Here is a 20,964-nt window from a genome sequence, read left to right as displayed (position 1 = left end):
AAGGAAGCGGCAGGGACCCTGATGACGACGGGCGAAAGCCCAACCCCGGTCCGGTCGCCTGCCACTGGTCTCCCGGCGGTTCAGGCCGGGAGACCGCCCAAACTCTACCACCTCTTCAGACGAACAATCCCGCACGCAGCGTAGCGCAGATGCGGGATCGGGGAGCCGGGGGCCTCGCGGCAGCACGCCCGGACGCCGCCGCAACCGCCGTGGCTCGTCGGTTCCGGGTCGCGCGATGCTCGTCTGGGAAGACGCAAGGAGAGGCATTCCGCCTCACTCCGACTGAAGGTGCCAATGGTTCCCGGATCTTCGGCCTTCGGCCTCGTCCGGGACGACATCCGAGAGGGAGGCGCGGCCTTGCCCCACCCACAGGCCGTCACCCCGGCCGCCGCCGTCATGCCGCCGCCATCGCCCCATCCACAGGCCGTCACCCCGGCCGCCGCCGTCATGCCGCCGCCATCGCCCCACCCACAGGCCGTCACCCCGGCCGCGCGCAGCGCAGAGCCGGGGCCTATTGGCTGCCAGAGCGGTGGCGAGGACGCGTCAACATCTCCCCCGCGTCATCCCGCACGCAGCGAAGCGGAGATGCGGGATCGGGGAGCCGGGGGCCTCTCGGCCGCGCTCCCGGACGCCTCCGCAACCGCCGTGGCTCGCCGGTTCCAGGTCGCCGGCTTCCTGGCGACGCTGCTTGCCGGGTGAGGCATGCCGGATGCGTCCGAAACCGTTGGCCGGTCGGACACGCGTCACGAAATTAAATGGCGTCATGAAACTGAATGGTCGGAGTGGCAGGATTTGAACCTGCGACCCCCTCGTCCCGAACGAGGTGCGCTACCAGGCTGCGCTACACTCCGAACCGATGACCCGCCGGCGGGGCCGGTCGGGTGGAGAGCGATTGTCCGGGCCGGGAGACCGGCGCTCATCCGTGGTGTGGCGGGTTCATATCACCGGCCATCGGCCTCCGCAACCCTGTCCTTGCAGCGATTTTGCTTCGGCTGTGGATGAGCGGCGGGCGGTACGGAAAACGCCGCGGCGGCCCGCCCGCCGGCGCGGCGCTCTTGCGCGGCATCGGCGCGCTCGCTATACAGGCGGCCTGCGATTTGGGGCGTAGCCAAGCGGTAAGGCAGCGGTTTTTGGTACCGCCATGCGCAGGTTCGAATCCTGCCGCCCCAGCCAGACCGCATCCGCCCCGCCAGATCGCGCGCGGCGCATCCTCCTTCCGCTCCCTGTTCGACATCCACCGTCTCCGCCCTTGGGAGGAGCAGCCCCTTCGCGCCGCGTCTGCGCCGCCGGGCAACGGGGATATCCGTGCGATGGCGCAGGCGGATCGTGGCTGTCCGGGGCAGGGGACTGTGCCGGGCGATTTTTGGGGCGATTGGCGCGCGATTCTCAATTTCGAGCGTTTTTGCAGCGGGATTTTGCAAAATTTTTCTCGAAATTCGGCGCGGCTCGGCGGCCGCGTTTCGCGCGCCTGACGGAGCGATGTCCCCCTCCCACGGCAGGCCGGCGAGCGATTGCGCCAATATGTCGCGGAGGTCTTGCGCGAGATTTCTCCTGTGTTTTCAGGTGGTTGCCAGAGGGCCCTCGCCGCAATTCGCAGATCTGCCTATCCCGGTTAGCGTTCGTTAAGCGGAATCGCTTCACCCTATGGCTGCTGCGCAAGATGCGAGCGGTTTTGGCTGAGAGGATGAGTCCCATGTCGGGCGTGGATGGATCGAATTCGGGGGAGAGATTAAGATTTGCGAGGATCGATGAGGAGACCAGGCGGCAACTTCGCGCGCTCTGGAAGGACGTCGAGCCAAAACTGGATGGTATTCTCTCAAGCTTCTACAAGCATCTCCTGACGCAGCCGAGCTTGGCGAAACTTCTTGGAACCCGCCAGGCGGCGCTGGAATCGGCGCAGAAAGCTCACTGGCAGCGTCTGTTCAGCGCGCGCTTCGACGAAGACTACGAAAGCAGCATCAATCGGATCGGCCGCGCGCATGGCCGCATCGGCCTCGAACCCCGCTGGTACATCGCCGGCTACCAGTTCGTGCTCAACGAACTGACCGCCGTTGTCATTCGCCGCCACCGCTTCTCGCCCGCCGCCGCGACAGCGGCGCTGCAGGCGCTCAACAAGGCGGTTTTGCTCGATCTCGACTACGCCATCTCGACCTACCAGCAGATCCTGATGGAGGAGCAGGAGGCGCGCACCCGCAGCCTCAGCGAGGCGATCGACCGGTTCAAGGGCCGGGTCGAACTCTCGCTCGCCGATGTCGGCAAGGCGGCCGACACGATGCAGTCGCAGGCCGACACGTTGGCATCGGTCGCAGGTGCCGCCTCACAGGAGGCGGTCTCCGCGTCCGCTGCCTCGCAGCAGACTTCGGTCAGCGTTCAGACGGTTGCCTCTGCGGCCGAGGAACTCGCCGGCTCCATCGAAGAGATCGCCCGTCAGGTCAGCGGCGCCTCCGATGTCGCTCGCCGGGCCAATAGCGTGACCGACAGCGCCTCGCACGAGGTTGGGCGACTGTCGGTGACCGCGCAGAAGATCGGCGATGTCATCGGCCTGATCCAGGCGATTGCGGAGCAGACCAATCTTCTGGCCCTGAATGCGACGATCGAGGCGGCACGCGCCGGCGATGCCGGGCGCGGCTTCGCCATCGTCGCGCAGGAGGTCAAAAACCTGGCCGGCCAGACGTCCAAGGCGACCGAAGACATTGCCCAGCAGATCGCCGAGATCCAGGCCGCGACCACCAAGGCGGTCGACACGATCGGCTCGATCGCCGCGACGGTCGGCGAGATCGATACGCTGACCTCCAACATCGCCTCCTCCATCGAGCAGCAGGGGGCGGCGACCCGCGAAATCTCGATGAGCGTTCAGCAGGCGGCAACCGGTACGCAGACGCTGACCCGCAATGTCGGCGGGGTCAACGAGGCGATCGAGAAGACCGAGCGCGCAGCGCGCGACTTCCTGCTGGTGTCCTCCGACCTGCGTGGCCAGTCCGGCCAGATTTCCGAGCAGATCCGCGGCTTTTTCGCCGAAATCCGCCAGACGACCGAGAACCGCGCCAGGGCAGATACCGCGACCACGCCCGTCGGCGGAACCGCGAGACAGCGCGTCGCGTGACCGCGGCAGCGACTTCGGAGTGCTCCGGTCATATCGGATCGCCCGAGGTCGCAGCAGCGAGCTTCTAACGAAACCGCCCGTCCGCGTGCAGGCGCGAACGGGCGGGAGTCGTTAAAAAAGCACTGAACTAGGTCTTCTTATATTCTTGTGCCGCCAGGCCGAATGATTTGGACGCCGTAGCGTCAGAAACCGAAGCACCGCAAACCACGTACCGACCGCTTGGTCGGCGAAAGCAACCGCCGGAACGCATCCCCCGTTCGCGCTCCCAGCGTCAATAATCTGGACCCCGCGCATCGGCGATCGGAACCCCGTGCGTCAGCGGTCGGACCCCTAAGGGACCGCGCCGCGACCGCGCCGCACTTTCGGTCCCGCACCACGTTTGCCCCGTCACGAGCAGGCCCGCCAACCGATCCGGCATGTGCCCGTCCCGCCCAAAGGCGGGAAAAATGGGCCGGATCATCTTGCGGACCCGGCCCAGTTGGGTCACGTGCGATCCGCAGCCTGAAAAGCTCCGGGCAGCCCGCTGTGACTTGCAGAGCCCGCACGGCAGGGCGAACTGCCGAAATGGCCGCGCAAGGCAGGCCAAGAAGGCGCCGCAAGGGCACTCGTCAATTCCGTTCCGGTCAGGCCGGCGAGGTCACCGATCCTTCACCGGAGCCGCGCCCGCTTCTGGCGCGAAGGCTCCGGATCACCTGTCCGCCTGGCCTTCAACCGGGTGTCATCGAAAGCGTCCAAAAATCGGCCCACCCTGCCGCTTCGGACATCCATCCGATTGATTTTTCGATGCAACACCAGTTAGCGTTATCTTTGCGTGATTTTCGCTTTCCGGGCTCTCCGGATGGGAGGCGCGCCGGACCAGCGAGGCGTGGGACGGAGACATGCGGGACGAAACCCGCCGGACGTTGGCGACAGCGGCCGGGCATCTTGCAGCACCGGATGGCCCGATGGATGGGGACGAGGCGGCATTGCGCTTCCTTGCCTATCTGGCGGAAGGGGATCCGGCGCGGCTTGCCGGCGACCGGGACCTGACGGCTCTGCTGGCGGTGGCCGCGCGGCTCGAGCGCCTGTTCGAACTGGCCTTGCCCGACGCGCCGGGACTGTACTGCTTCGGCGCGGAGGTGCGGCCGGAGGAGTTCGGCGCGGCGCCGGGCGCGCGCGGTTCGCTCTCCGGCGTCGGCGAAACGCGCCTTGCCGCCTTCCGCGCCTGTGTCGGCGAAGCGGTGGAATACCTTGCGCAATTCGAGCCTCGCCCAGAGACGGCCGGGGCGGCGGTGACCGAGGCCGAGGCGACGTCCGGGGACGATATCCTGTCTGCAGCGCCAGGGGGAGCCTTCTGGACCGAGGCCGAAAGCCGGGCCCTGGGGCTTGGTCCTGGCACTGAAGGCAACGCTTCGCGCGCGGCAGCGGAGGGCGACGGGGACCGGAGCCGGCTGCTGCCGGATGAGCGGGTGCCGGCGGTCGACCTGGCGAGCGGAGCACGGGGGACGGTGCCCGCGGCTTTGTGCTGGCGCCGCCGGCCGGGCGATGCCCTGCCCCTGGCCCGAGGCCTTGGCGTTGCGGCGGGGCGCAGTTTCCGGGAGGCCTGCCGCCACGCGATGCTGGAGTGGATCGAGCGCGATGCGGTCGCCCTGTGGTGGCGCGGCGGACGCAAGGGGCGGGCAGTGGCGCTGGAGACCCTGACGGCGCCCGAGGTGGCGGGGCGGATCGCCCGCTGGCGCGGCGGGCGCGACGGACGGCTGAGCTGGTTTCTCGACCTGACGACCGATCTCGGCGTGCCGGTTGCCGCGGCCCTGTCGGTCGACCGGGAGGGCAAGCGCTTCGCCTACGGGTTCTCGGCGCGCCCGACCCTGGAGCAGGCGCTGGTTTCCGCCTTCGCGGAACTGGCGCAGGTGGAACTGGCCGACCGGGTGGTGGACGCCAAGCTCGCCGAAGCGGGCGAGGGCAGGCTCAACGACACGGACCGGTTGCATCTGGCCCGCCGCAGCCTGGTGAAGCCGGACTGGGACGCCCTGCAGCCGGCGGCGGCACCTGGATCGGGCGCTGCAGGTGCCGCCGGTTTGCGTGAAGCCAGCGGCGGCGCGGTCGATCCGCTGTCGTGCTTGTCCTTGCGTAATTTTCGCGTGTTGGCAATTGACCTTACCCGTACCGATCCGGGTATAAGCGTTGCACGGGTGCTCGTTCCCGGGCTGCAACCCGATCCGGCCGCGCTGACCACGCCGCGCCTTGAACGGCAGCGGGGATTGCGGCCAAGCGCGGGGTTTCCCGGCGACGGCGTTCGGCTCTACTGAAAGCTGTTTCTTTCATGTCTTTTCCAGGTTTCGGAACAGGGGCTGGGTCCTTCGGGGTCTGACGTACAAGGCAGGGGCTGGTTGACGTGGATGAGATGGGCCATGGTGGATCCGCTGGCGGATTGCGGGATGCCGCATCGGGGCAATCCCGCCTTGACGCCACCATACTTGGGGTTCCGCGTTTTCTCGTGGACGGGAAGGCGGTCGCCTTCCGCTCGCGCAAGGCGGAGGGGCTGCTGGCGCGCCTGTGCCTGACCGGCGACGGGCGCATGTCGCGCGAGATGGCCGCGAACCTGTTCTGGCAGGACAGTTCCGAGCACCATTCCCGCTCCTCGCTGCGGCAGACCCTGCTGATCCTGCGAAGGGCGCTGGAAGATGCCGGTTTCGATGGTCTGGACAGCGACAAGATGAACATCCACCTCGACCTGTCGCGGGTGAGGCTGGACATGGACGACCTGATCTCCGGCACCGCCGATGCGGTGCCGGCTCGGCTGCTCGTGGAAAAGCGCCTGTCGGAGCGATTGTTCGAGGGCGGCGAGATGCTGGCCGAGCCGTTTCACAACTGGTTGCGGCTGCGGCGCCAGCAGTTTCACGATCACCTGCGCTCCTTTCTGGAGCCCATGGTGCGGCTCGACAGCGGCAACTGGACGCGGATGGAACAGGCGGCGGTGGCGCTGCTCAACCTGGATCCGACGCATGAGCCGGCCTGCCGCGCCTTCATCACCGCCCGCGCGGTTCAGGGCGATTACACGGGCGCGCTGCGAGCCTACGAGGACCTGTGGAACGTGCTGGAGGAGGAGTTCGATACCCAGCCGTCCAGCGAGACCCAGTCGCTGATCGTCGATATCAAGCTCGGCAAGTTCTCCGACTGGCTGCAGCGCGAGCGTGCCCGGCTTGCCGAGGAGGCGGAGCGCAAGGGGGACCGTCCCGCCGTTTCCGCCGGAACCAGGGCGGAAGCCGCGGCCCGCCATGTCAACCCGGTCATCGTGGTCGACCAGATCCTGCAGGTCACCGAGGCTGACGAGGATATCCGGCTCGCCAAGGTGTTCCGCCACGACCTGATTTCGCGATTGGTGCGCTTCCGCGAATGGTCTGTCGCTGACGAGGTGACGGAGGAACTTTCGGGCTCCGCCGCGCCGATCTACCGGGTCTCGATCAGCGCCATGCGGGCGGACCGCGCCGTCTCCTATTCGGTAACGGTCAAGAACTCGCGGACCAATGCCTATGTGTGGGGCCGCAACTCGGCGGTGGAGATCGGAGAACTGTTCGCCCGCCAGTCGACCCTGGTCGCCGAGATCGCCATGGCGATGAACGTCAACATTTCGGCCGAACGCCTGGCCAACATGTCGCGCGTTCCCAACGCCTCGCTCGACCAGTACGACCGGCTGTTGATGGGCCAGCGGCTGCACTACACGTGGAAGATCGAGGATTCGCACCGGGCGGAAGAGGTGCTGAACCGGCTGATCAAGGACAATCCGCGCTTCGGCCCGGCCTATTCGAGCCTGGCCCAGATCATCAATTCACGCCACATCGTCTTTCCCGGCCAGGTCCAAACGCCGGAAACGCTGGAGCGCTCGGCGGGTCTGGCCCGCACGGCGCTGGCGCTCGATCCGTTCGACTCGCGCGGGTATCTGTGCGCGGCCTGGACGCTGGCCCTGCAACGCCGTTTCGAACAGGCCGAGGCGCATCACCGCCAGGCGCTGGAACTCAACGACAACGATCCCTGGACGGCGCTGTCCGCGGCGCATGGGCTGGCCTATTACGGTCACCGCGAGGAGGCGCTTGCGATCGCCTATCGGCATCGCGAGAACGGGCTTCTGACCTCGCCGCTGCACTGGAGTTATTTCGTCGGCATCACCTGCCTGTGCGGCGACCATGCCGGTTCGATTGCCGCGTTCCGCTATCTGAGCGACGGCTATCTCGGGGTCGAGGCCTGGTATGTGGCGTCGCTGGCGCTGACCGGCGATGTGGAAGAGGCGAAGGCGCAGGCCCGGCACCTGCGGCAGCGGGTCACCGACCGCTGGGTGCTGCCGCAACCGCCGGATGACGCGGATATTGCCCGCTGGATCGGCAACTGCTTTCCGATCTCCTCGCCGCGCACATGGGACGAGATCCATCACGGTCTGGCGCTGGCGGGCCTCGTGCTGCCGGCGGATCTGGCGCCGCCGGGCGCGCGGGACTGAAAAGGGCCGCGAGATCTCGCGGCCCAGGAGTGTCGCAAGGGACCCGAGGCCAGGCCTCAGGTGCAGACGGCGATCGTGTAGTCGGCGACGCGGCTCAGGAAGAAGTCGCGCATCGTCATCTCGTCCTTGTCGCCATAGAAGCCGGGCAGCGGATAGTCCGCTGCCGGCCCGTCGCCGTATTTGGCGAGCGACTGCTCGACCATGCGCTGCGGCGGCAGGCGAAGCAGCAGCACCTCCTCGCTGGCCTGGATCACCTGCAATGCCTTGTAGTCATCGGGAATGGTGGCAATGCCTTCCGTGGCGCGCTTCAGCCCTTCCAGCGATTCGGGCCATGGCTTTTCGCCGGTGGCGTAGTCGGCGATCAACCGGCCGAAGGCCCGGTAATCGTGGATCTCGACCTTCTTGAGTTCGTCGGTCATGTATTGCCCCATGAAAACAGTTGCGAATATGAAACGCCAGCCGGCCGCCCCGGCCCCTTGGACGGCGAAAGTTGCCGCCGCCTTCGACGCGGAAACCGGATAACAAATACATGGCGGCGCAGAGGCGCACGAAAGTCATGCAAATCACTTCATGACAATTGAAATTAGACTCGCTTGCTGTCGATCCGTCAAGGTGCTGCTTTGAAGTGATTAGCTTATACAACCTTTCGCGCAAAAATATTGGGACGAGGTTTCAGGTTGTGCCGTTACAACTTCTGGGGGAAATCTTGGCTCAACTGTCCTTGCGCGGGTTCTCGATGGTTTTTACCTCGTCCGCGGAGTCGTCCTCCAGGGCGCTGGCATTCATCTGCCGGCGTTCGGCCGCCATGTTGGCCATGTGCTGTTTCAGTGCCGGATCCTTGTCGATGAGGCTGCGGAAATCGCTGCGCGACAGGACGAGCAGGTTGCAGTAACCGAGCGCCCGGACGTCCGCCGTGCGCGGCTGACCGGTCAGCAGGGCGATCTCGCCGAAGACATCGCCGCGGCCGAGGCGCACGCGCACGTGTTCGGTGATGACCTCCACGGCGCCCGAGGAAATGAAATAGGCGGTGTCGCCGCGCTCGCCCTTGCGGATCAGCACCTCGCCGGGAACCGCGAAAAGCGGCCGCATCAGCTTGGAGATGGCGCGGATGCGGTCCTCGCTGAGGTCGCGGAACAGCGGCAGTTGCGCGGTGAGGTCCTCGGTGCGCATGCCCATGTCGAGCTGCGGTCGGGCATCGGCCTCCTCGCGCCCGTCCCGCACGCTTTGCGACAGGTTGGAATAGAGCTCGGTGCCGATGAGGTTCTGCGCGTGCAGCGAGCGATAGGCGTCCTCCTCCAGCCGCAGCGCCGCCTTCTGCAGGAAGCGTTGGTCGAGACTGTCGGCATAGTCGGGATATTGCAGGCGCAGGGCCTCCAGCGCCGTCGTCGTCGCCTCGCGCCGGCCGAGCAGGATCTCGGTCAGGATCTCGACGACGCGGTGGCCGAGCAGCGGCTCGATCTTTTCGCCGGTAAAGGCGATCAGCTCGTCGAGGACGATGCGGTTGAGCAGCAGCATCTCGTAGCGATCGCCGAGCAGGCGGGCGAGCCAGCGGTCGTATTTCAGGGACCGCTGGAACCACTGCGCAAGCCGCATGGTCCGCGGGAAGGCGAGAGCCTGACGGGCGGCGCGGTTGTACTCGATCCGGCCGCCGGCGCGCGCGCGGTCGGCGATGCGGCCGATACGGGCCAGCAGTTCCTCGGCGGTGTGGATCGAGGCGGTGCGCTCGCGCAAGTGGCGCAGCACGATCTCCCGTTCCCGGTTGGAGATGGACACGAGACCGATAGTGATCCGATCACGGTCGAGGATCTCGTCCAGGCCGCTGCCGGCGCCGGAGGACTCGGCAAGTCGCTCGCGGTAGCGCCGGTCGGTCTCCTCCACTGCCGCGGGAGCGATATGGTACTCGGCCGCCGCCCGCGCCACGCCCTCGCGCACATTGGTCAGCGCCAGCGCGAGGACCTGCGCCCGCATCGCGCTGTCGAGCGGCGGCAGCTTGTCGAGGCCGAACACACGGATCAAGGGTTTCAGTGTGGTGCCGTAGACGAGCAGCGTGAAGAGCACGAAGCCGGTCGCCAGCACTGCCACGAACCGCTTCACCTGCGGGTCGATGGCGAGGTTCTCGGTGACGCCGAGTGCCAGCGTCAGCGTGATGGCGCCGCGCATCCCGCCCCACAGCATCACCGTCTTGAAGGGCGTGCTGACCGGCTGGGACAGTTGCAGCAGGCTCATCAACGGCAGCAGGCCGAACAGGATCACGGCGCGCGCGGCAAGGGCCGCGACGACGACGATGGCCAGCAGCGCGATGTCATACCAGCCGACATCCACGAGCAGCTTGGGGATCAGGATCGAGGCCAGCATGAAGATCAGCGACGAGGCCCAGAACGCCATCTGGTCCCAGACATCGTTGAGATAGGTCCAGCCGTCCGGGGTCACGCGCGAGGGACCGGCAAGATTGATGACGATGCCGGCAACGACGACGGCGACGACGCCCGACACGCCGACGAGGTTTTCCGCGATCGTGTAGACCAGATAGGGCATGGCGACGCTGAGCGTCACCTGGGCGAGGCGGAAGTCGCGTACCAGCGGCAGCAGCCGCACCAGGACCTGTCCGCCGATATAGCCGAGCGCGATGCCGCCGGAAAAGCTCCACAGAAACAGTTCCAGCCCGCCGGCCAGCGTCGGTGCTGACGTGCCGGTCAGCGAGCCGAGCAGGATGACGAAGAGGGCGATGGCGGCCGCGTCGTTGAGCAGGCTCTCGCCCTCCACCAGCCGGCCGAGGCGCGCGGGCGCGCCGATGTCGCGGAAGATCGCGACGACGGCGACCGGATCTGTGGTGGCGACAATGGCACCGAGCAGCAGGCAGGCGACCAGCGGCACGGCGGTAAACGGGCTGAGCGCCAAGCCGATGAAGGCGGTCGCCACAACCACCGCGACCACGGCCATCACGAAGATGACGCCGGCGTCGTCGGCCATGCGGCGGACGTCGAGCGTCAGTGTCGTCTGGAACAGCAGCACCGGCAGGAACAGGTGGAGAATGCCCTGCGAGTTGAGCGGCAGGTTCACGAAGACGGCGGCGATCTGGTTGAAGGCGTCCGTGCTTGGCGTGTAGAGCAACCAACCCGACAGGACGCCGATCGCGGTGCCGACAAGCGCCAGCACCACGGACGGGGCCACCTTCAGCCGCCGCGCGAGCGGCTGGATGAGCGAGATGACGACGAGGAGGCCGGCGATGGCGGCGATGAAGAGAGGCGCTTGCATGTCCCCTCTATCTTGCCACATTTCGACAAGCGCGCGACGGTTTCGCGTCGTCCCCCGAGATTTTCCATGTTGATTTTGCGAAGGCTCACCCGATTGGGGCGATCTTGCGCGGCTTGCGCTCCGAAAGGGCGATTCCGATCAGCACCAGGCACAGGGCGGCGGCGTGGTAGAGGTGGAACGGCTCGCCGAGCAGTCCGACGGCGAGCAGCGAGGAAAAGATCGGCACCAGGTTGATGAAGACGCCGGCCCGACCCGGCCCGACCAGCTCCACCCCGCGCATGAAGAAGATCTGCGACAGGAAGGAGGGGAAGATCGCGATATAGGCAATCACCAGCCAGCCCTTCGGGGTCGGCCATTGCAATGTGCCCTGCGCCACCTCGATGGCGAAGAGGGGCAGGGAGGTGATGGCCGCGATCACCGCCAGGAAGGTGAAGAAGACCATGGCGGACACTTGCGGGCGTTTGCGCAGCAGCACCGCGTAGAGCGAATAGAGAACGCAGGCGACGATCATCAGCGCATCGCCGATATTGACCTGAAGACCCGCCAGCCGCGACAGGTCGCCCTGGGCGGCGATGAAGGCGACGCCGGCCATGGTGACCACCACGCCGGCCGCCTGCAACGGCCGGATCGGGCTGCGCAGGATCACCAGCGCGCCGAGCAGCACGAACATCGGCATCGAGCCCTGGATGATGCCGAGATTGACCGCGGTGGTGCCGTGGGCGGCGATATAGAACAGGGCGTTGAACCCGGTGAAGCCGCACACGCTGGTGGCGATGAGGAGCGGCAGGTGACGCCGCAGGGTCGGCCATTCGGCCTGCATCTGGCGGCCATAGAGCACGAGCAGCAACCCGGTGACACCGATCCAGCGCAGCAGCACCACCGCCATCGGCGAGACCTCGCCGATGGCCAACCGCCCGGCGATGGTGTTGCCGCCCCAGAATATCGTGGTGAGCACCAGCAGCAGGATCGGCCGGTCGAAGAAGCGCGCGAGCAGGGAGGAACCGGAGTGCGACATGGGCCGATGGATCCGCGCCGGAGCAGGATGCGCGCCGGCCGTTGTGCCGGGGCATTCCGTCTTCCGGACTTGCTGGGGTGGCCCGCACCGTAGGCGTGGCGTGCCGGCGCGGGAGCGAAGAAACAGCCCCATCGTATGACGAATTGCGGCAGGCGTTGCAAGCCACGCGGGCGGGTGGGGGGATTGCGCGAAACGCGGGGCTTCTGGACCGGGAGCAGGTTCAGTTGAAGAGGCCACAGGCCACGGTCGACACTTTCAGCCAGCCGCCGGAGTTCGGCGACGTCGACACCGAAGCATCGTTGATCCTGCGGCGAACCACGACGCATTCGCCCCTCCCCAGTACGAAAATGCGCGGTCGGTCACGATAGGGGGTGCTGTCGGAGGGCGTGGTGAGATCGCGGAAATACTGGGTTCCGCCGGCCTGCAGGACATCGCCCCAACGAAGATCGTCGTAGCTGCGTGCCCCGCCGCGCAGCAGATGCAGGTGGCTGCCTTCGGTGCCTCCTGTTGGATTGCCGTTTTGGCCGATCTCATAGAAGACGGCACCGGTGATGCCGAACAACGTGCCATAGACGACCTTGACCGCGCCCGACACTCCAGGAACGGCCGAGGCGAGACCCACCAGCAGCAGCGCCGCGGCGGACAGTTTCAGCACGCTGTCGATATGTTTCAGGACGCTCCCGGCCCTATCCGGCTTGGCATCCGGCCTCCCGTCTTCCACGATCCAGTTCCCCCTGCGGCAATGATCCGGCGATCACACCATGGGGAAATTTGGACCGGTATTTTTGAGAAATGCAAACCGCTTCTGCCTGCCGGATGAGCAGGGGCGGCGAGGATCTCGCGATTGTTTCCTTTTAGGATCAAGTCTTTTCGATTTGTGCAAGATTGACCGGGTGAGGGGGCTTGGGTTTCATGGCGAACCGTTTCGCGCGGGCTCCTCTGCCTCGGCCTCTTGCCGTGCGGGGCCCGTTCGAACAAGGATCGCGGGGCTGGCGTTGCCACCCGCGTCAGATGTCATCAGGGAGTGCCGACGCCATGGACCGTATCGAGATTGCCGGCCTGAAGATCGCCCCGGAACTGCGGGATTTCGTCGAGCAGGAGGCCCTGCCGGGCACCGGCGTGACGGCGGACGCGTTCTGGGAGGGCTTGTCGGCCATCGTTCACGATATGGCGCCGGAAAATCGCGAGTTGCTGGCACGGCGCGACGCGCTGCAGGCAAAGATCGACGACTGGCACCGTGCCCATCCCGGCCCGGTCGACCTTGCCGCCTACAAGGCCTTCCTCAAGGAGATCGGCTATCTGGTGGAGGAGGGCGAGGCTTTCGCGGTGACGACGGAGAATGTCGATCCGGAAATCGCCGCCATCGCCGGCCCGCAGCTCGTCGTTCCGATCACCAACGCCCGTTACGCGCTGAACGCGGCGAATGCCCGCTGGGGCTCGCTCTATGACGCGCTCTACGGCACCGATGCCATGGGCAGCCTGCCGCAGGGCGGCGGCTACGATCCGGCGCGCGGCGCCGAGGTGGTCGCTCATGCCAAGGCACTGCTCGACGCGCGGGTGCCGCTGTCGGCGCCCTGGGCGAGCGTCACCGGGTTTTCCGTCGAGGGCGGCAAGCTGACCGTCGCGGGCGAGGGCGGTGCAGCCCTTGCGCTGTCCGATCCGGCGCAATTCGTCGGTTATCGCGGCGAGGCCTCCGCCCCCGAGGCCGTGCTCTTCGTCAAGAACGGCATGCATATCGAGGTCGCCATCGACCGGAACAATCCGATCGGCAAGACCGATCCGGCGGGTATCTCCGACGTGGTGCTGGAGGCGGCCGTCTCCACCATCATGGACTGCGAGGATTCGGTCGCGGCCGTCGATGCGGAAGACAAGGTCGTCGCCTATCGCAACTGGCTCGGCCTGCTGAAGGGCGATCTGACCGCCTCCTTCGCAAAAGGCGGGCGCGAGATGGTGCGCCGCATGGACGGCGACCGGACCTACACGACGCCGACGGGCGGCGAGACGGTGCTGCACGGCCGCTCGCTGATGCTGGTGCGCAATGTAGGTCACCTGATGACGACGCCGGCGATCCTCGACCGCGACGGCAACGAGGTGCCGGAAGGCATTCTCGACGGCATGATGACGGCGCTGATCGCCATGCACGACATCGGCACCGGCGGGCCGTCCGGCGGCGGACGGCGGATGAACTCGCGCGCCGGCTCGCTCTACATCGTCAAGCCGAAGATGCACGGTCCCGACGAGGTCGCCTTCGCCGACCGGCTGTTCGGCCGGATCGAGCAGGCGCTCGGCCTTGCCGCCGACACGCTGAAGATGGGCATCATGGACGAGGAACGGCGCACCACCGTCAACCTCAAGGAGTGCATCCGTGCGGCCTCCTCGCGCGTCTGCTTCATCAACACTGGCTTCCTCGACCGTACCGGCGACGAGATGCACACCTCGATGGAGGCCGGGCCGATGATCCGCAAGGGCGACATGAAGCAGGCCGCCTGGATCCAGGCCTATGAGAACTGGAATGTTGATATCGGCCTGGAATGCGGTCTGCCGGGCCACGCCCAGATCGGCAAGGGCATGTGGGCGATGCCCGACCTGATGCAGGCGATGCTGGAGCAGAAGATCGGTCACCCGAAGGCCGGCGCCAACACCGCCTGGGTGCCGTCGCCGACCGCCGCCACCCTGCACGCGCTGCATTATCATGTGGTCGACGTCGCCGCCCGTCAGCAGGAACTGCGGGCGCGCGGCCGCGCCAGCCTCGACGACATCCTCTCGATCCCAGTCGCCGAACGGCCGAACTGGTCGGCGGAGGAGATCCAGGCCGAGCTCGACAACAACGCGCAAGGGATTCTCGGCTATGTGGTGCGCTGGGTCGACCAGGGCGTCGGCTGCTCCAAGGTGCCGGACATCAACAATGTCGGCCTGATGGAAGACCGCGCGACGCTGCGCATCTCCTCCCAGCACATCGCCAACTGGCTGCGCCATGGCGTCTGCAACGAGGCGCAGGTGATGGAGACGATGAAGCGCATGGCCAAGGTGGTCGACGGCCAGAACGCCGGCGACCCGCTCTACCGGCCGATGGCTGCGGATTTCGACGGCTCGATCGCTTTCCAGGCGGCCTGCGACCTGGTGTTCAAGGGCCGCGAGCAGCCGTCCGGCTACACCGAGCCGGTGCTGCATGCCCGCCGCCTGGAGGCGAAGGCCGCTGCCGGCGCCTGATCCGTCCCACGACACGAGAACCCGCCAAGCCTCCCGGCCGACAGGTCGGGAGGCTTTTTCGTTTCAAGGCGCTTTGGGTCCGGCGAGGGGTTAGCGTCCGGAGGGGCGGAAGGGCTGGACGATGGTCTGCCCCGTCTTGCGGCCGCTCTCGATCCGGTGCAGCGCGTCCTTCAGGCGCTCCTGCTCGCGGTCGCTGTAGATGAAGCGCCAGCCGGTCTCGTTGCCCCGCCGCCAGCGCTGTTCGGCGCGCAGGTCCAGCCCGTGCCCGCAGATTGAGATGCGCACGCTGAGCGCGAAGTTCGGCAGGTCGGCACAACGGATCCGGCATCCCGTCAGGCTGAGATCGGTCATGCTCGCAGCCATTGGCCCGCGCATGGTCATGATGACGACCCGAACCTCGCCCGCCACCCTGGGTGACTGTCGGCGTTCCTTTTGCGCCATCGTCGATGGCATGTAGCGGTTTCGTGGTGACAGGGCCCCCGCCCTCCCATGTCCTGGCACTGTGAAAAGGAGAGAATGTTCTCCCGCCTGGGATGCGCTCCCTCCCGGTTGACCCGTGCGTTGGAGATTAAGCGGCGCGAAAGCTCACTTAATGCTGATATTGGGGGCGTATATAGATTAAAATTGAGCTAAAGTTTTAAATTACCGCAACGGAATCCGATATTTTCCCCTGCGGAATCGATGCTGGGCGGGGGCGACGTGGCAAACTGCCGCGAGCGCGTTCCTTCGCCTGGGACGAGCAGCGGTGGCGGGCGTTCAGCGGCGGCCGGGCCAGTCGTCCATCGGCAGCGCGATCCGCGCCTCCAGACCTCCCGCCGGGTGATTGCCGAGCGTCAGCGTGCCGCCATGGGCATGCACGATGGAACGGGCGATGGAGAGGCCGAGGCCGATGCCGCCGGTTTCCTCCGAGCGCGATTCCTCCAGCCGCACGAAGGGTTCGAAGACGTCCTTGAGCCGCTCCTCGGGGATGCCGGGGCCGTGATCGCGCACGGTGATGATCGCCTGCCCCCCCTCGACCGCGAGTGCCATCTCAGCGTCTCCTCCATAGCGCACGGCGTTGTCAATCAGGTTGCGTAGCGCCCGCTTCAGGCTGAGCGGCCGACAGGAGACCACGCAGCGCCGCTGCGGAGGATCGAAGGCGACCGGCCGGCCGATATCGCGATAGTCCTCGGCGATGGCATCGATGAAGTCGCCGAGATCGGTCGGCGCGCCGACTTCGCGCGAAGCCTCGTCGCGGGCGAAGGCAAGCGCCGCCTCGACCATGCGCTGCATCTCGTCGAGGGTCTCGATCATCTTCTCGCGGTTCTCGTCGTCGTCGATGAACTCGGCGCGGATCCGCAGCGAGGTGATCGGCGTGCGCAGGTCGTGGCTGATGGCCCCCAGCATGCGCGTGCGGTCGCGCACGAAGCGGGTCAGGCGATCCTGCATGACGTTGAAGGCGTGAATGGTGCCGCGCACCTCCAGCGGTCCCCCCTCGCGCAAGAGTTCCACATCCTCGCCGCGCCCCAGCCGTTCGGCCGCGGCCGCCAGCTCCCGCAACGGGCGGGTGAGGCGGCGCACGGTGAGCCCGATGACCAGGACGATGGCCGCCGCCATCAGCGCCACCGTGACGAACACCGGCAGCATGGTGTTGCGCGGCACGCGGAAACGACTGGCGCCGTTGAGCCAGCGCCCGTCCGAGAGCTGGACGGACAGGGTCAGCGAGACGGGGGCCGAGCGCCACTGGCCGTGGCGATGCGGGCCAGGATGGCCGCGCGCGCCGTCATCTCCGTAGAGTTCCCCCTCGTCGTCCTCTCCCTCGCCGTCGCCGACATCGATGCGCCGGCGCGCGGGGGGCGCATGCGACACCTCGCGGCGGGATACGTCGACCCGGATCGTCTTGTCGGTGCCGAGTTCTTCGCCAAGGACGGTGGCGATGCGCTGGTCGGTCTTGCCGCGGCCGGCCTCGGCCAGGGCAGGGGTCTCGTCGATCCAATACCAGAGGAAGCGGCTGGAGATGGCCCGCAGCATGTCCGGATGCTGGCTTTCGGGCGCGGCCTCGACCAGGCGTACCAGGGAGACGGTGCGCGAGACGATGGTGTTGCGGGCGAGCTCCACCAGCGCCACCCGCCGCTCGCCGGCAAACAGCCACAGCGTGAGCGCCTGGGCAAGGACCACCGCGATCAGCAGCAGGGCGACGAGCTGGCCGGCGAGGGAACGCGGCCAGGGGCGAAAGCGGGGCGTCATGCTCCGATGTCCTCCACCTCGGCGGTGAAGGTGTAGCCGCCGCCCCACACGGTCTTGATCAGCTCCGGATTCTTCGGATCGGGCTCGATCTTGCGGCGCAGCCGGCTGACCTGATTGTCGATGGAGCGGTCGAAGGCGGCGGGGCTGCGGCCCGAGGTGATGTCGAGCAACTGGTCGCGCGACAGCACCATGCGCGGGCGTTTCAGGAAGGCGATGAGAAGCTGGAACTCGCCGCTCGACAGCGGCGTGGCGACGCCGTCCTCGCCGGTCAGCAGGCGCCGCGGCACGTCGAGCCGCCAGCCGGCGAAGGCCAGGGTCTCGGCCTCGACCGGATCGCGCGGCTTCGGCACCTGCGAGGAGCGGCGCAGCACCGCCCGGATGCGGGCGAGCAGTTCGCGCGGGTTGAACGGCTTGGTGACGTAATCGTCGGCGCCGATCTCCAGTCCGACGATGCGGTCGGTGTCCTCGGCCATGGCGGTGAGCAGGATCACCGGCATGGTGCCGCTTTCCACCAGCGACCGGCACAGCGACAGGCCGTCCTCGCCGGGCATCATGATGTCGAGCACGACAAGGTCCACCGCCGCCGCCTTCAGAAACTTGCGCGCCTGCGCGGCGTTTTCCGAGACCGAGGCGCGCAACCCGTTCTTGCGCAGGTAGCGCGCCAGCGACTCGCGAATGTCGCGGTGGTCGTCGACGACGAGAATGTGGGGCCCGCTTTCGCTCATGCTTGCTTCCGCTTCGACTGTCTGCCTCCCACTCTAGATATCTCCGCCCGAACGAGCAGGGAAACCGCAATTGTATCCAGATGTAACGGGTGCGCGGCACGTGACAGCTTGCGACACAAAGGCGGTCTTGCGGGCACATTTCAGCGACAAGCGGCCGCTAGACCGGTGTCATCGCAGTGACCGACAAGGAGATGACGCGATGACGACTTTCAGGAAGATCACGCTCGCCGCCCTCGCCGCGGCGCTGGTCGGGACCACCGCCATGCCCGCCTTTGCCGACCGCGACGGCGGCAAGTACGGCTGGGGCCGCGATGGCGGCAAGCCGGGCTGGCACCAGTCCCATCGTGGTGGCAAGAAGGGCTGGCATCACGGCCGCCGCGGCGACATGGCGCGCATGTTCATGGAGCGCTTCGACACCGATGGCGACGGCAAGGTGACCCAGGCCGAGATCGACGCCAAGGTGGAGGCGACCTTCGCAGCCGCCGACACCAATGGCGACGGCAAGGTGACGCTGGACGAGTTCAAGGTCGCCTACCAGAACGAGTTCAGCGAGCAGCGGGTGCGCGCTTTCCAGCGCCTCGACCGTGACGGCGACGGCAAGATCACCGAGGCGGAATACAACCGTCCGATGGATCGGATGGCGGCGCGCATGGAGCGACGCGGCGACGACAGCGGCAAGCGCGGCCCGGGCCCGCGCGGTCACGGCCGGATGATGGAGCGCTTCGACATGGACGGCGACGGCAACGTGACCGCCGACGAGATCCGTGCCTCCCGCGCCGAGGCCTTCGCCAAGGCTGATGCCGATGGCGACAAGGCGCTGACGCTCGAGGAGTTCGCAACGCTGTGGGCCGAGCGCATCGACGGGCGCATGGTTCGGGCCTTCCAGCGCCTCGACCGCGATGGGGACCTTGCCATCACCCGAGAGGAAGCAGCGCGTCCCTTCGCAGGCCTCGTGGCCCGCATGGACCGCAACGGCGACGGTGCCCTGTCGCGTGAAGACCGCCCGCGCGGCGGCATGCGGGATCGCGACGGCAAGCGCTGGCAGGGCGAAGGCCCGCGTGGTGCCGGTCCGCGAGGTGAAGGCCCGCGTGGTGAAGGCCCGCGTGGCGGCAACAACTGAGGACGCGCCTTCCCCGCGCGACCTCGTCACTGAACCGTGCAAGCGGCGGGACCTCGTGTCCCGCCGTTCGCGTCTGCAAGGAGACGTCCGCAAGGAGGCGTCTGTGCCGGCCGGGAGAGCCTGATTCCCCTGCGGCGCCGGCGCCGCGCCCGTCTCGTGCGGCCCGGCCCGTTTCGCCTATCGGCAAAAGTCACAGCGAAAAGCGGGAATGCATCGGGAAAGCGCAAAAAATGCGCCCGGCCGGAGGATTTTCCCCTTGATTAAGACAGGCTCCTGATTCATATCTCCGCTTGCCCAAATTCGCACGTGCCCGTGGTCGTCCAACCGAAAGGTGGCAGTCGCTCAAAAGGGCCCGGACCTGTCCGGAATAGAGCGACAAAACGGATGGCTTAAAGCAACGACGTAAGAGGGCTTTTTTGGTCTCTGCCGGGTTTCCAAGTCCCGGGGTCACTGAAGAGGCACTTGTTACATCATTGCCGGCCGTGCGGTTCGGGACACCCGATCCAATCCAAGGCAGCAATCGCGGAACGGCGACACGCTTGCGCGTATGCAGGCGTCGAACCCGACCGTTGCATATGGCGTCCGTTTTCTCCCCGTCTCCAACGCGGGCGGGAGACGCGATCGCATATGCACCTGTACCGGAATTCGGACTTGCGGGTGAATGCCATGACCGAGCGCATCAAGAACTTCCTGCGGCAGCGACGAGGCGACGGGCCTTGCGTTGTCGTCGACCTTGACATCGTCAAGGACAACTATGTCGCCTTCGAGCGGGCGCTGCCGGACACCCGCGTCTTCTACGCGGTGAAGGCCAACCCGGCTCCCGAGATCCTGGCGCTGCTCGCCAGCCTCGGCTCCTCCTTCGACTGCGCCTCGGTGCCGGAGATCGAGATGGCCCTGGCTGCCGGCGCGGGACCCGAACGCATTTCCTTCGGCAACACCATCAAGAAGGAGCGCGACGTCGCGCGCGCCTTCGAGCTGGGCGTGCGCCTGTTCGCCGTCGACTGCGAGGCCGAGGTCGAGAAGATCGCCCGCGCCGCGCCCGGCGCGCAGGTGTTCTGCCGCATCCTGTGCGATGGTGCCGGCGCCGACTGGCCGCTGTCTCGCAAGTTCGGCTGCGCGCCCTCCATGGCGCCGCAGGTGCTGGAGCACGCCCACCGTCTCGGCCTGATCGCCCACGGCGTGTCGTTCCATGTCGGTTCGCAGCAGGCCAATGTCGAGGCCTGGGACACGGCTCTGGGCTCTGCCGCCGCGATCTTCCGCGAGATGGCCGAGCGCGGCATCATGCTGTCGATGGTCAACCTGGGTGGCGGTTTCCCCGCGCGCTACCTGAAGGACGTGCCGGGCGTGCCGCGCTACGGCGAGGCGATCCTGCGCGGTCTCGCGACGCATTTCGGCAACCGCATCCCGCAGACCATCATCGAGCCGGGCCGCGGCATGGTCGGCGATGCCGGCATGATCGAGGCCGAGGTCGTCCTGATCTCGAAGAAGTCCGAAGCCGAGGACGAGATCCGTTGGGTCTACCTCGACATCGGCAAGTTCAACGGCCTGGCCGAGACCATGGACGAGGCGATCCGCTATCCGATCCGCACGGACAAGGATGCGGACCGCAAGACCCCTTGCGTGCTCGCCGGCCCGACCTGCGACAGCGTCGACGTGCTCTACGAGAAGACCCCGTACGAGCTGCCCGTCAGCCTTTCGATCGGCGACAAGGTGCTGATCGAGTCCTGCGGTGCCTATACCACCACCTATTCGGCGGTGGCCTTCAACGGCTTCGAGCCACTGCGCTCTTACGTCATCTGACGGTCACCCCGAATCGGGCTCAATACATCCCCCGACAAA

General features: G+C 66.9%; 14 protein-coding genes and 2 tRNA genes. 8 read left to right on the top strand and 8 right to left on the bottom strand.

Annotated features, from left to right (window positions below; translation table 11 throughout):
* Positions 1-774 precede the first annotated feature (774 nt).
* Positions 775-851 (bottom strand) — tRNA-Pro (locus TSB10GB4_RS01145).
* Positions 852-1,098: 247 nt separating this feature from the next.
* On the opposite strand from TSB10GB4_RS01145, the gene TSB10GB4_RS01140 reads away from it, so the two are divergent.
* The 5 genes from TSB10GB4_RS01140 to TSB10GB4_RS01120 all read left to right on the top strand — a co-directional run bounded on the left by TSB10GB4_RS01140 (position 1,099) and on the right by TSB10GB4_RS01120 (position 7,574).
* Positions 1,099-1,173, top strand: a tRNA-Gln gene (locus TSB10GB4_RS01140).
* 137 nt (positions 1,174-1,310) lie between these two features.
* Entirely contained in the window at positions 1,311-1,472 is a 162-nt protein-coding gene (locus tag TSB10GB4_RS01135) for a hypothetical protein (RefSeq protein ID WP_186394218.1), read from the top strand.
* Positions 1,473-1,684: 212 nt separating this feature from the next.
* On the top strand, positions 1,685-3,103 hold the full coding sequence (locus TSB10GB4_RS01130; protein WP_371328841.1) for a protoglobin domain-containing protein: 1,419 nt from the start codon (positions 1,685-1,687) through the stop codon (positions 3,101-3,103).
* Positions 3,104-4,047: 944 nt separating this feature from the next.
* Entirely contained in the window at positions 4,048-5,391 is a 1,344-nt protein-coding gene (locus TSB10GB4_RS01125; protein WP_186394217.1) for a YcaO-like family protein, read from the top strand.
* Between the two features lie 188 nt (positions 5,392-5,579).
* On the top strand, positions 5,580-7,574 hold the full coding sequence (locus TSB10GB4_RS01120; protein ID WP_186394216.1) for a BTAD domain-containing putative transcriptional regulator: 1,995 nt from the start codon (positions 5,580-5,582) through the stop codon (positions 7,572-7,574).
* A gap of 56 nt (positions 7,575-7,630) precedes the next feature.
* On the opposite strand, the gene TSB10GB4_RS01115 is transcribed toward TSB10GB4_RS01120, so the two are convergent.
* The 4 genes from TSB10GB4_RS01115 to TSB10GB4_RS01100 form a co-directional block, all read right to left on the bottom strand.
* On the bottom strand, positions 7,631-7,993 hold the full coding sequence (locus tag TSB10GB4_RS01115; protein WP_186390059.1) for a hypothetical protein: 363 nt from the start codon (positions 7,991-7,993) through the stop codon (positions 7,631-7,633).
* 292 nt (positions 7,994-8,285) lie between these two features.
* Positions 8,286-10,829, bottom strand: a complete 2,544-nt coding sequence (locus TSB10GB4_RS01110) for a cation:proton antiporter (RefSeq protein WP_186394215.1) — start codon at positions 10,827-10,829, stop codon at positions 8,286-8,288.
* 85 nt (positions 10,830-10,914) lie between these two features.
* Complete coding sequence (locus tag TSB10GB4_RS01105; protein ID WP_186394214.1) at positions 10,915-11,844, bottom strand: DMT family transporter; 930 nt, start codon at positions 11,842-11,844, stop codon at positions 10,915-10,917.
* 220 nt (positions 11,845-12,064) lie between these two features.
* A complete protein-coding gene (locus TSB10GB4_RS01100; RefSeq protein WP_186390056.1) occupies positions 12,065-12,565 on the bottom strand; it encodes a hypothetical protein in 501 nt (166 codons plus the stop codon).
* A 314-nt stretch (positions 12,566-12,879) separates the two neighbouring features.
* On the opposite strand from TSB10GB4_RS01100, the gene TSB10GB4_RS01095 reads away from it, so the two are divergent.
* Positions 12,880-15,054: a malate synthase G gene (locus TSB10GB4_RS01095; RefSeq protein ID WP_186394213.1), complete on the top strand. Its 2,175-nt coding sequence runs from the start codon at positions 12,880-12,882 to the stop codon at positions 15,052-15,054.
* 90 nt (positions 15,055-15,144) lie between these two features.
* Here the strand turns inward: TSB10GB4_RS01095 and TSB10GB4_RS01090 are convergent, their stop codons facing one another.
* From TSB10GB4_RS01090 to TSB10GB4_RS01080, 3 genes are all read right to left on the bottom strand, one after another.
* Complete coding sequence (locus TSB10GB4_RS01090; RefSeq protein ID WP_256376510.1) at positions 15,145-15,495, bottom strand: PilZ domain-containing protein; 351 nt, start codon at positions 15,493-15,495, stop codon at positions 15,145-15,147.
* A gap of 315 nt (positions 15,496-15,810) precedes the next feature.
* The gene (locus TSB10GB4_RS01085) at positions 15,811-17,280 is read right to left on the bottom strand and encodes an ATP-binding protein (protein ID WP_186394211.1); all 1,470 of its coding nucleotides are present in this window, start codon (positions 17,278-17,280) and stop codon (positions 15,811-15,813) included.
* Entirely contained in the window at positions 17,277-18,005 is a 729-nt protein-coding gene (locus tag TSB10GB4_RS01080) for a response regulator (protein WP_186390052.1), read from the bottom strand. Before TSB10GB4_RS01080 ends, TSB10GB4_RS01085 begins: the two co-directional genes overlap by 4 nt.
* Before the next feature lie 199 nt (positions 18,006-18,204).
* Between TSB10GB4_RS01080 and TSB10GB4_RS01075 the strand changes: the two genes are divergently transcribed.
* Entirely contained in the window at positions 18,205-19,125 is a 921-nt protein-coding gene (locus TSB10GB4_RS01075; protein ID WP_186394210.1) for an EF-hand domain-containing protein, read from the top strand.
* A 666-nt stretch (positions 19,126-19,791) separates the two neighbouring features.
* Positions 19,792-20,925, top strand: a complete 1,134-nt coding sequence (locus tag TSB10GB4_RS01070) for a type III PLP-dependent enzyme (protein ID WP_186390050.1) — start codon at positions 19,792-19,794, stop codon at positions 20,923-20,925.
* The last annotated feature ends 39 nt before the right edge of the window (positions 20,926-20,964 follow it).

Origin of the sequence: Stappia sp. TSB10GB4, from assembly GCF_900185745.1 — a bacterium.
GTDB lineage: Bacteria > Pseudomonadota > Alphaproteobacteria > Rhizobiales > Stappiaceae > Stappia.
Note: the sequence above shows the minus strand (reverse complement) of the source record. Positions and strands in the feature narration are given on the sequence as shown.

What these genes read in the sequence shown, in the direction of transcription:
- TSB10GB4_RS01135 (WP_186394218.1), top strand. Translation starts at nt 1,311, where the DNA reads ATGGCGCAGGCGGATCGTGGCTGTCCGGGGCAGGGGACTGTGCCGGGC.
- TSB10GB4_RS01130 (WP_371328841.1), top strand. Translation starts at nt 1,685, where the DNA reads ATGAGTCCCATGTCGGGCGTGGATGGATCGAATTCGGGGGAGAGATTA.
- TSB10GB4_RS01125 (WP_186394217.1), top strand. Translation starts at nt 4,048, where the DNA reads ATGGATGGGGACGAGGCGGCATTGCGCTTCCTTGCCTATCTGGCGGAA.
- TSB10GB4_RS01115 (WP_186390059.1), bottom strand. Translation starts at nt 7,993, where the DNA reads ATGACCGACGAACTCAAGAAGGTCGAGATCCACGATTACCGGGCCTTC.
- TSB10GB4_RS01110 (WP_186394215.1), bottom strand. Translation starts at nt 10,829, where the DNA reads ATGCAAGCGCCTCTCTTCATCGCCGCCATCGCCGGCCTCCTCGTCGTC.
- TSB10GB4_RS01105 (WP_186394214.1), bottom strand. Translation starts at nt 11,844, where the DNA reads ATGTCGCACTCCGGTTCCTCCCTGCTCGCGCGCTTCTTCGACCGGCCG.
- TSB10GB4_RS01095 (WP_186394213.1), top strand. Translation starts at nt 12,880, where the DNA reads ATGGACCGTATCGAGATTGCCGGCCTGAAGATCGCCCCGGAACTGCGG.
- TSB10GB4_RS01090 (WP_256376510.1), bottom strand. Translation starts at nt 15,495, where the DNA reads ATGGCGCAAAAGGAACGCCGACAGTCACCCAGGGTGGCGGGCGAGGTT.
- TSB10GB4_RS01085 (WP_186394211.1), bottom strand. Translation starts at nt 17,280, where the DNA reads ATGACGCCCCGCTTTCGCCCCTGGCCGCGTTCCCTCGCCGGCCAGCTC.
- TSB10GB4_RS01080 (WP_186390052.1), bottom strand. Translation starts at nt 18,005, where the DNA reads ATGAGCGAAAGCGGGCCCCACATTCTCGTCGTCGACGACCACCGCGAC.
- TSB10GB4_RS01075 (WP_186394210.1), top strand. Translation starts at nt 18,205, where the DNA reads ATGACGACTTTCAGGAAGATCACGCTCGCCGCCCTCGCCGCGGCGCTG.
- TSB10GB4_RS01070 (WP_186390050.1), top strand. Translation starts at nt 19,792, where the DNA reads ATGACCGAGCGCATCAAGAACTTCCTGCGGCAGCGACGAGGCGACGGG.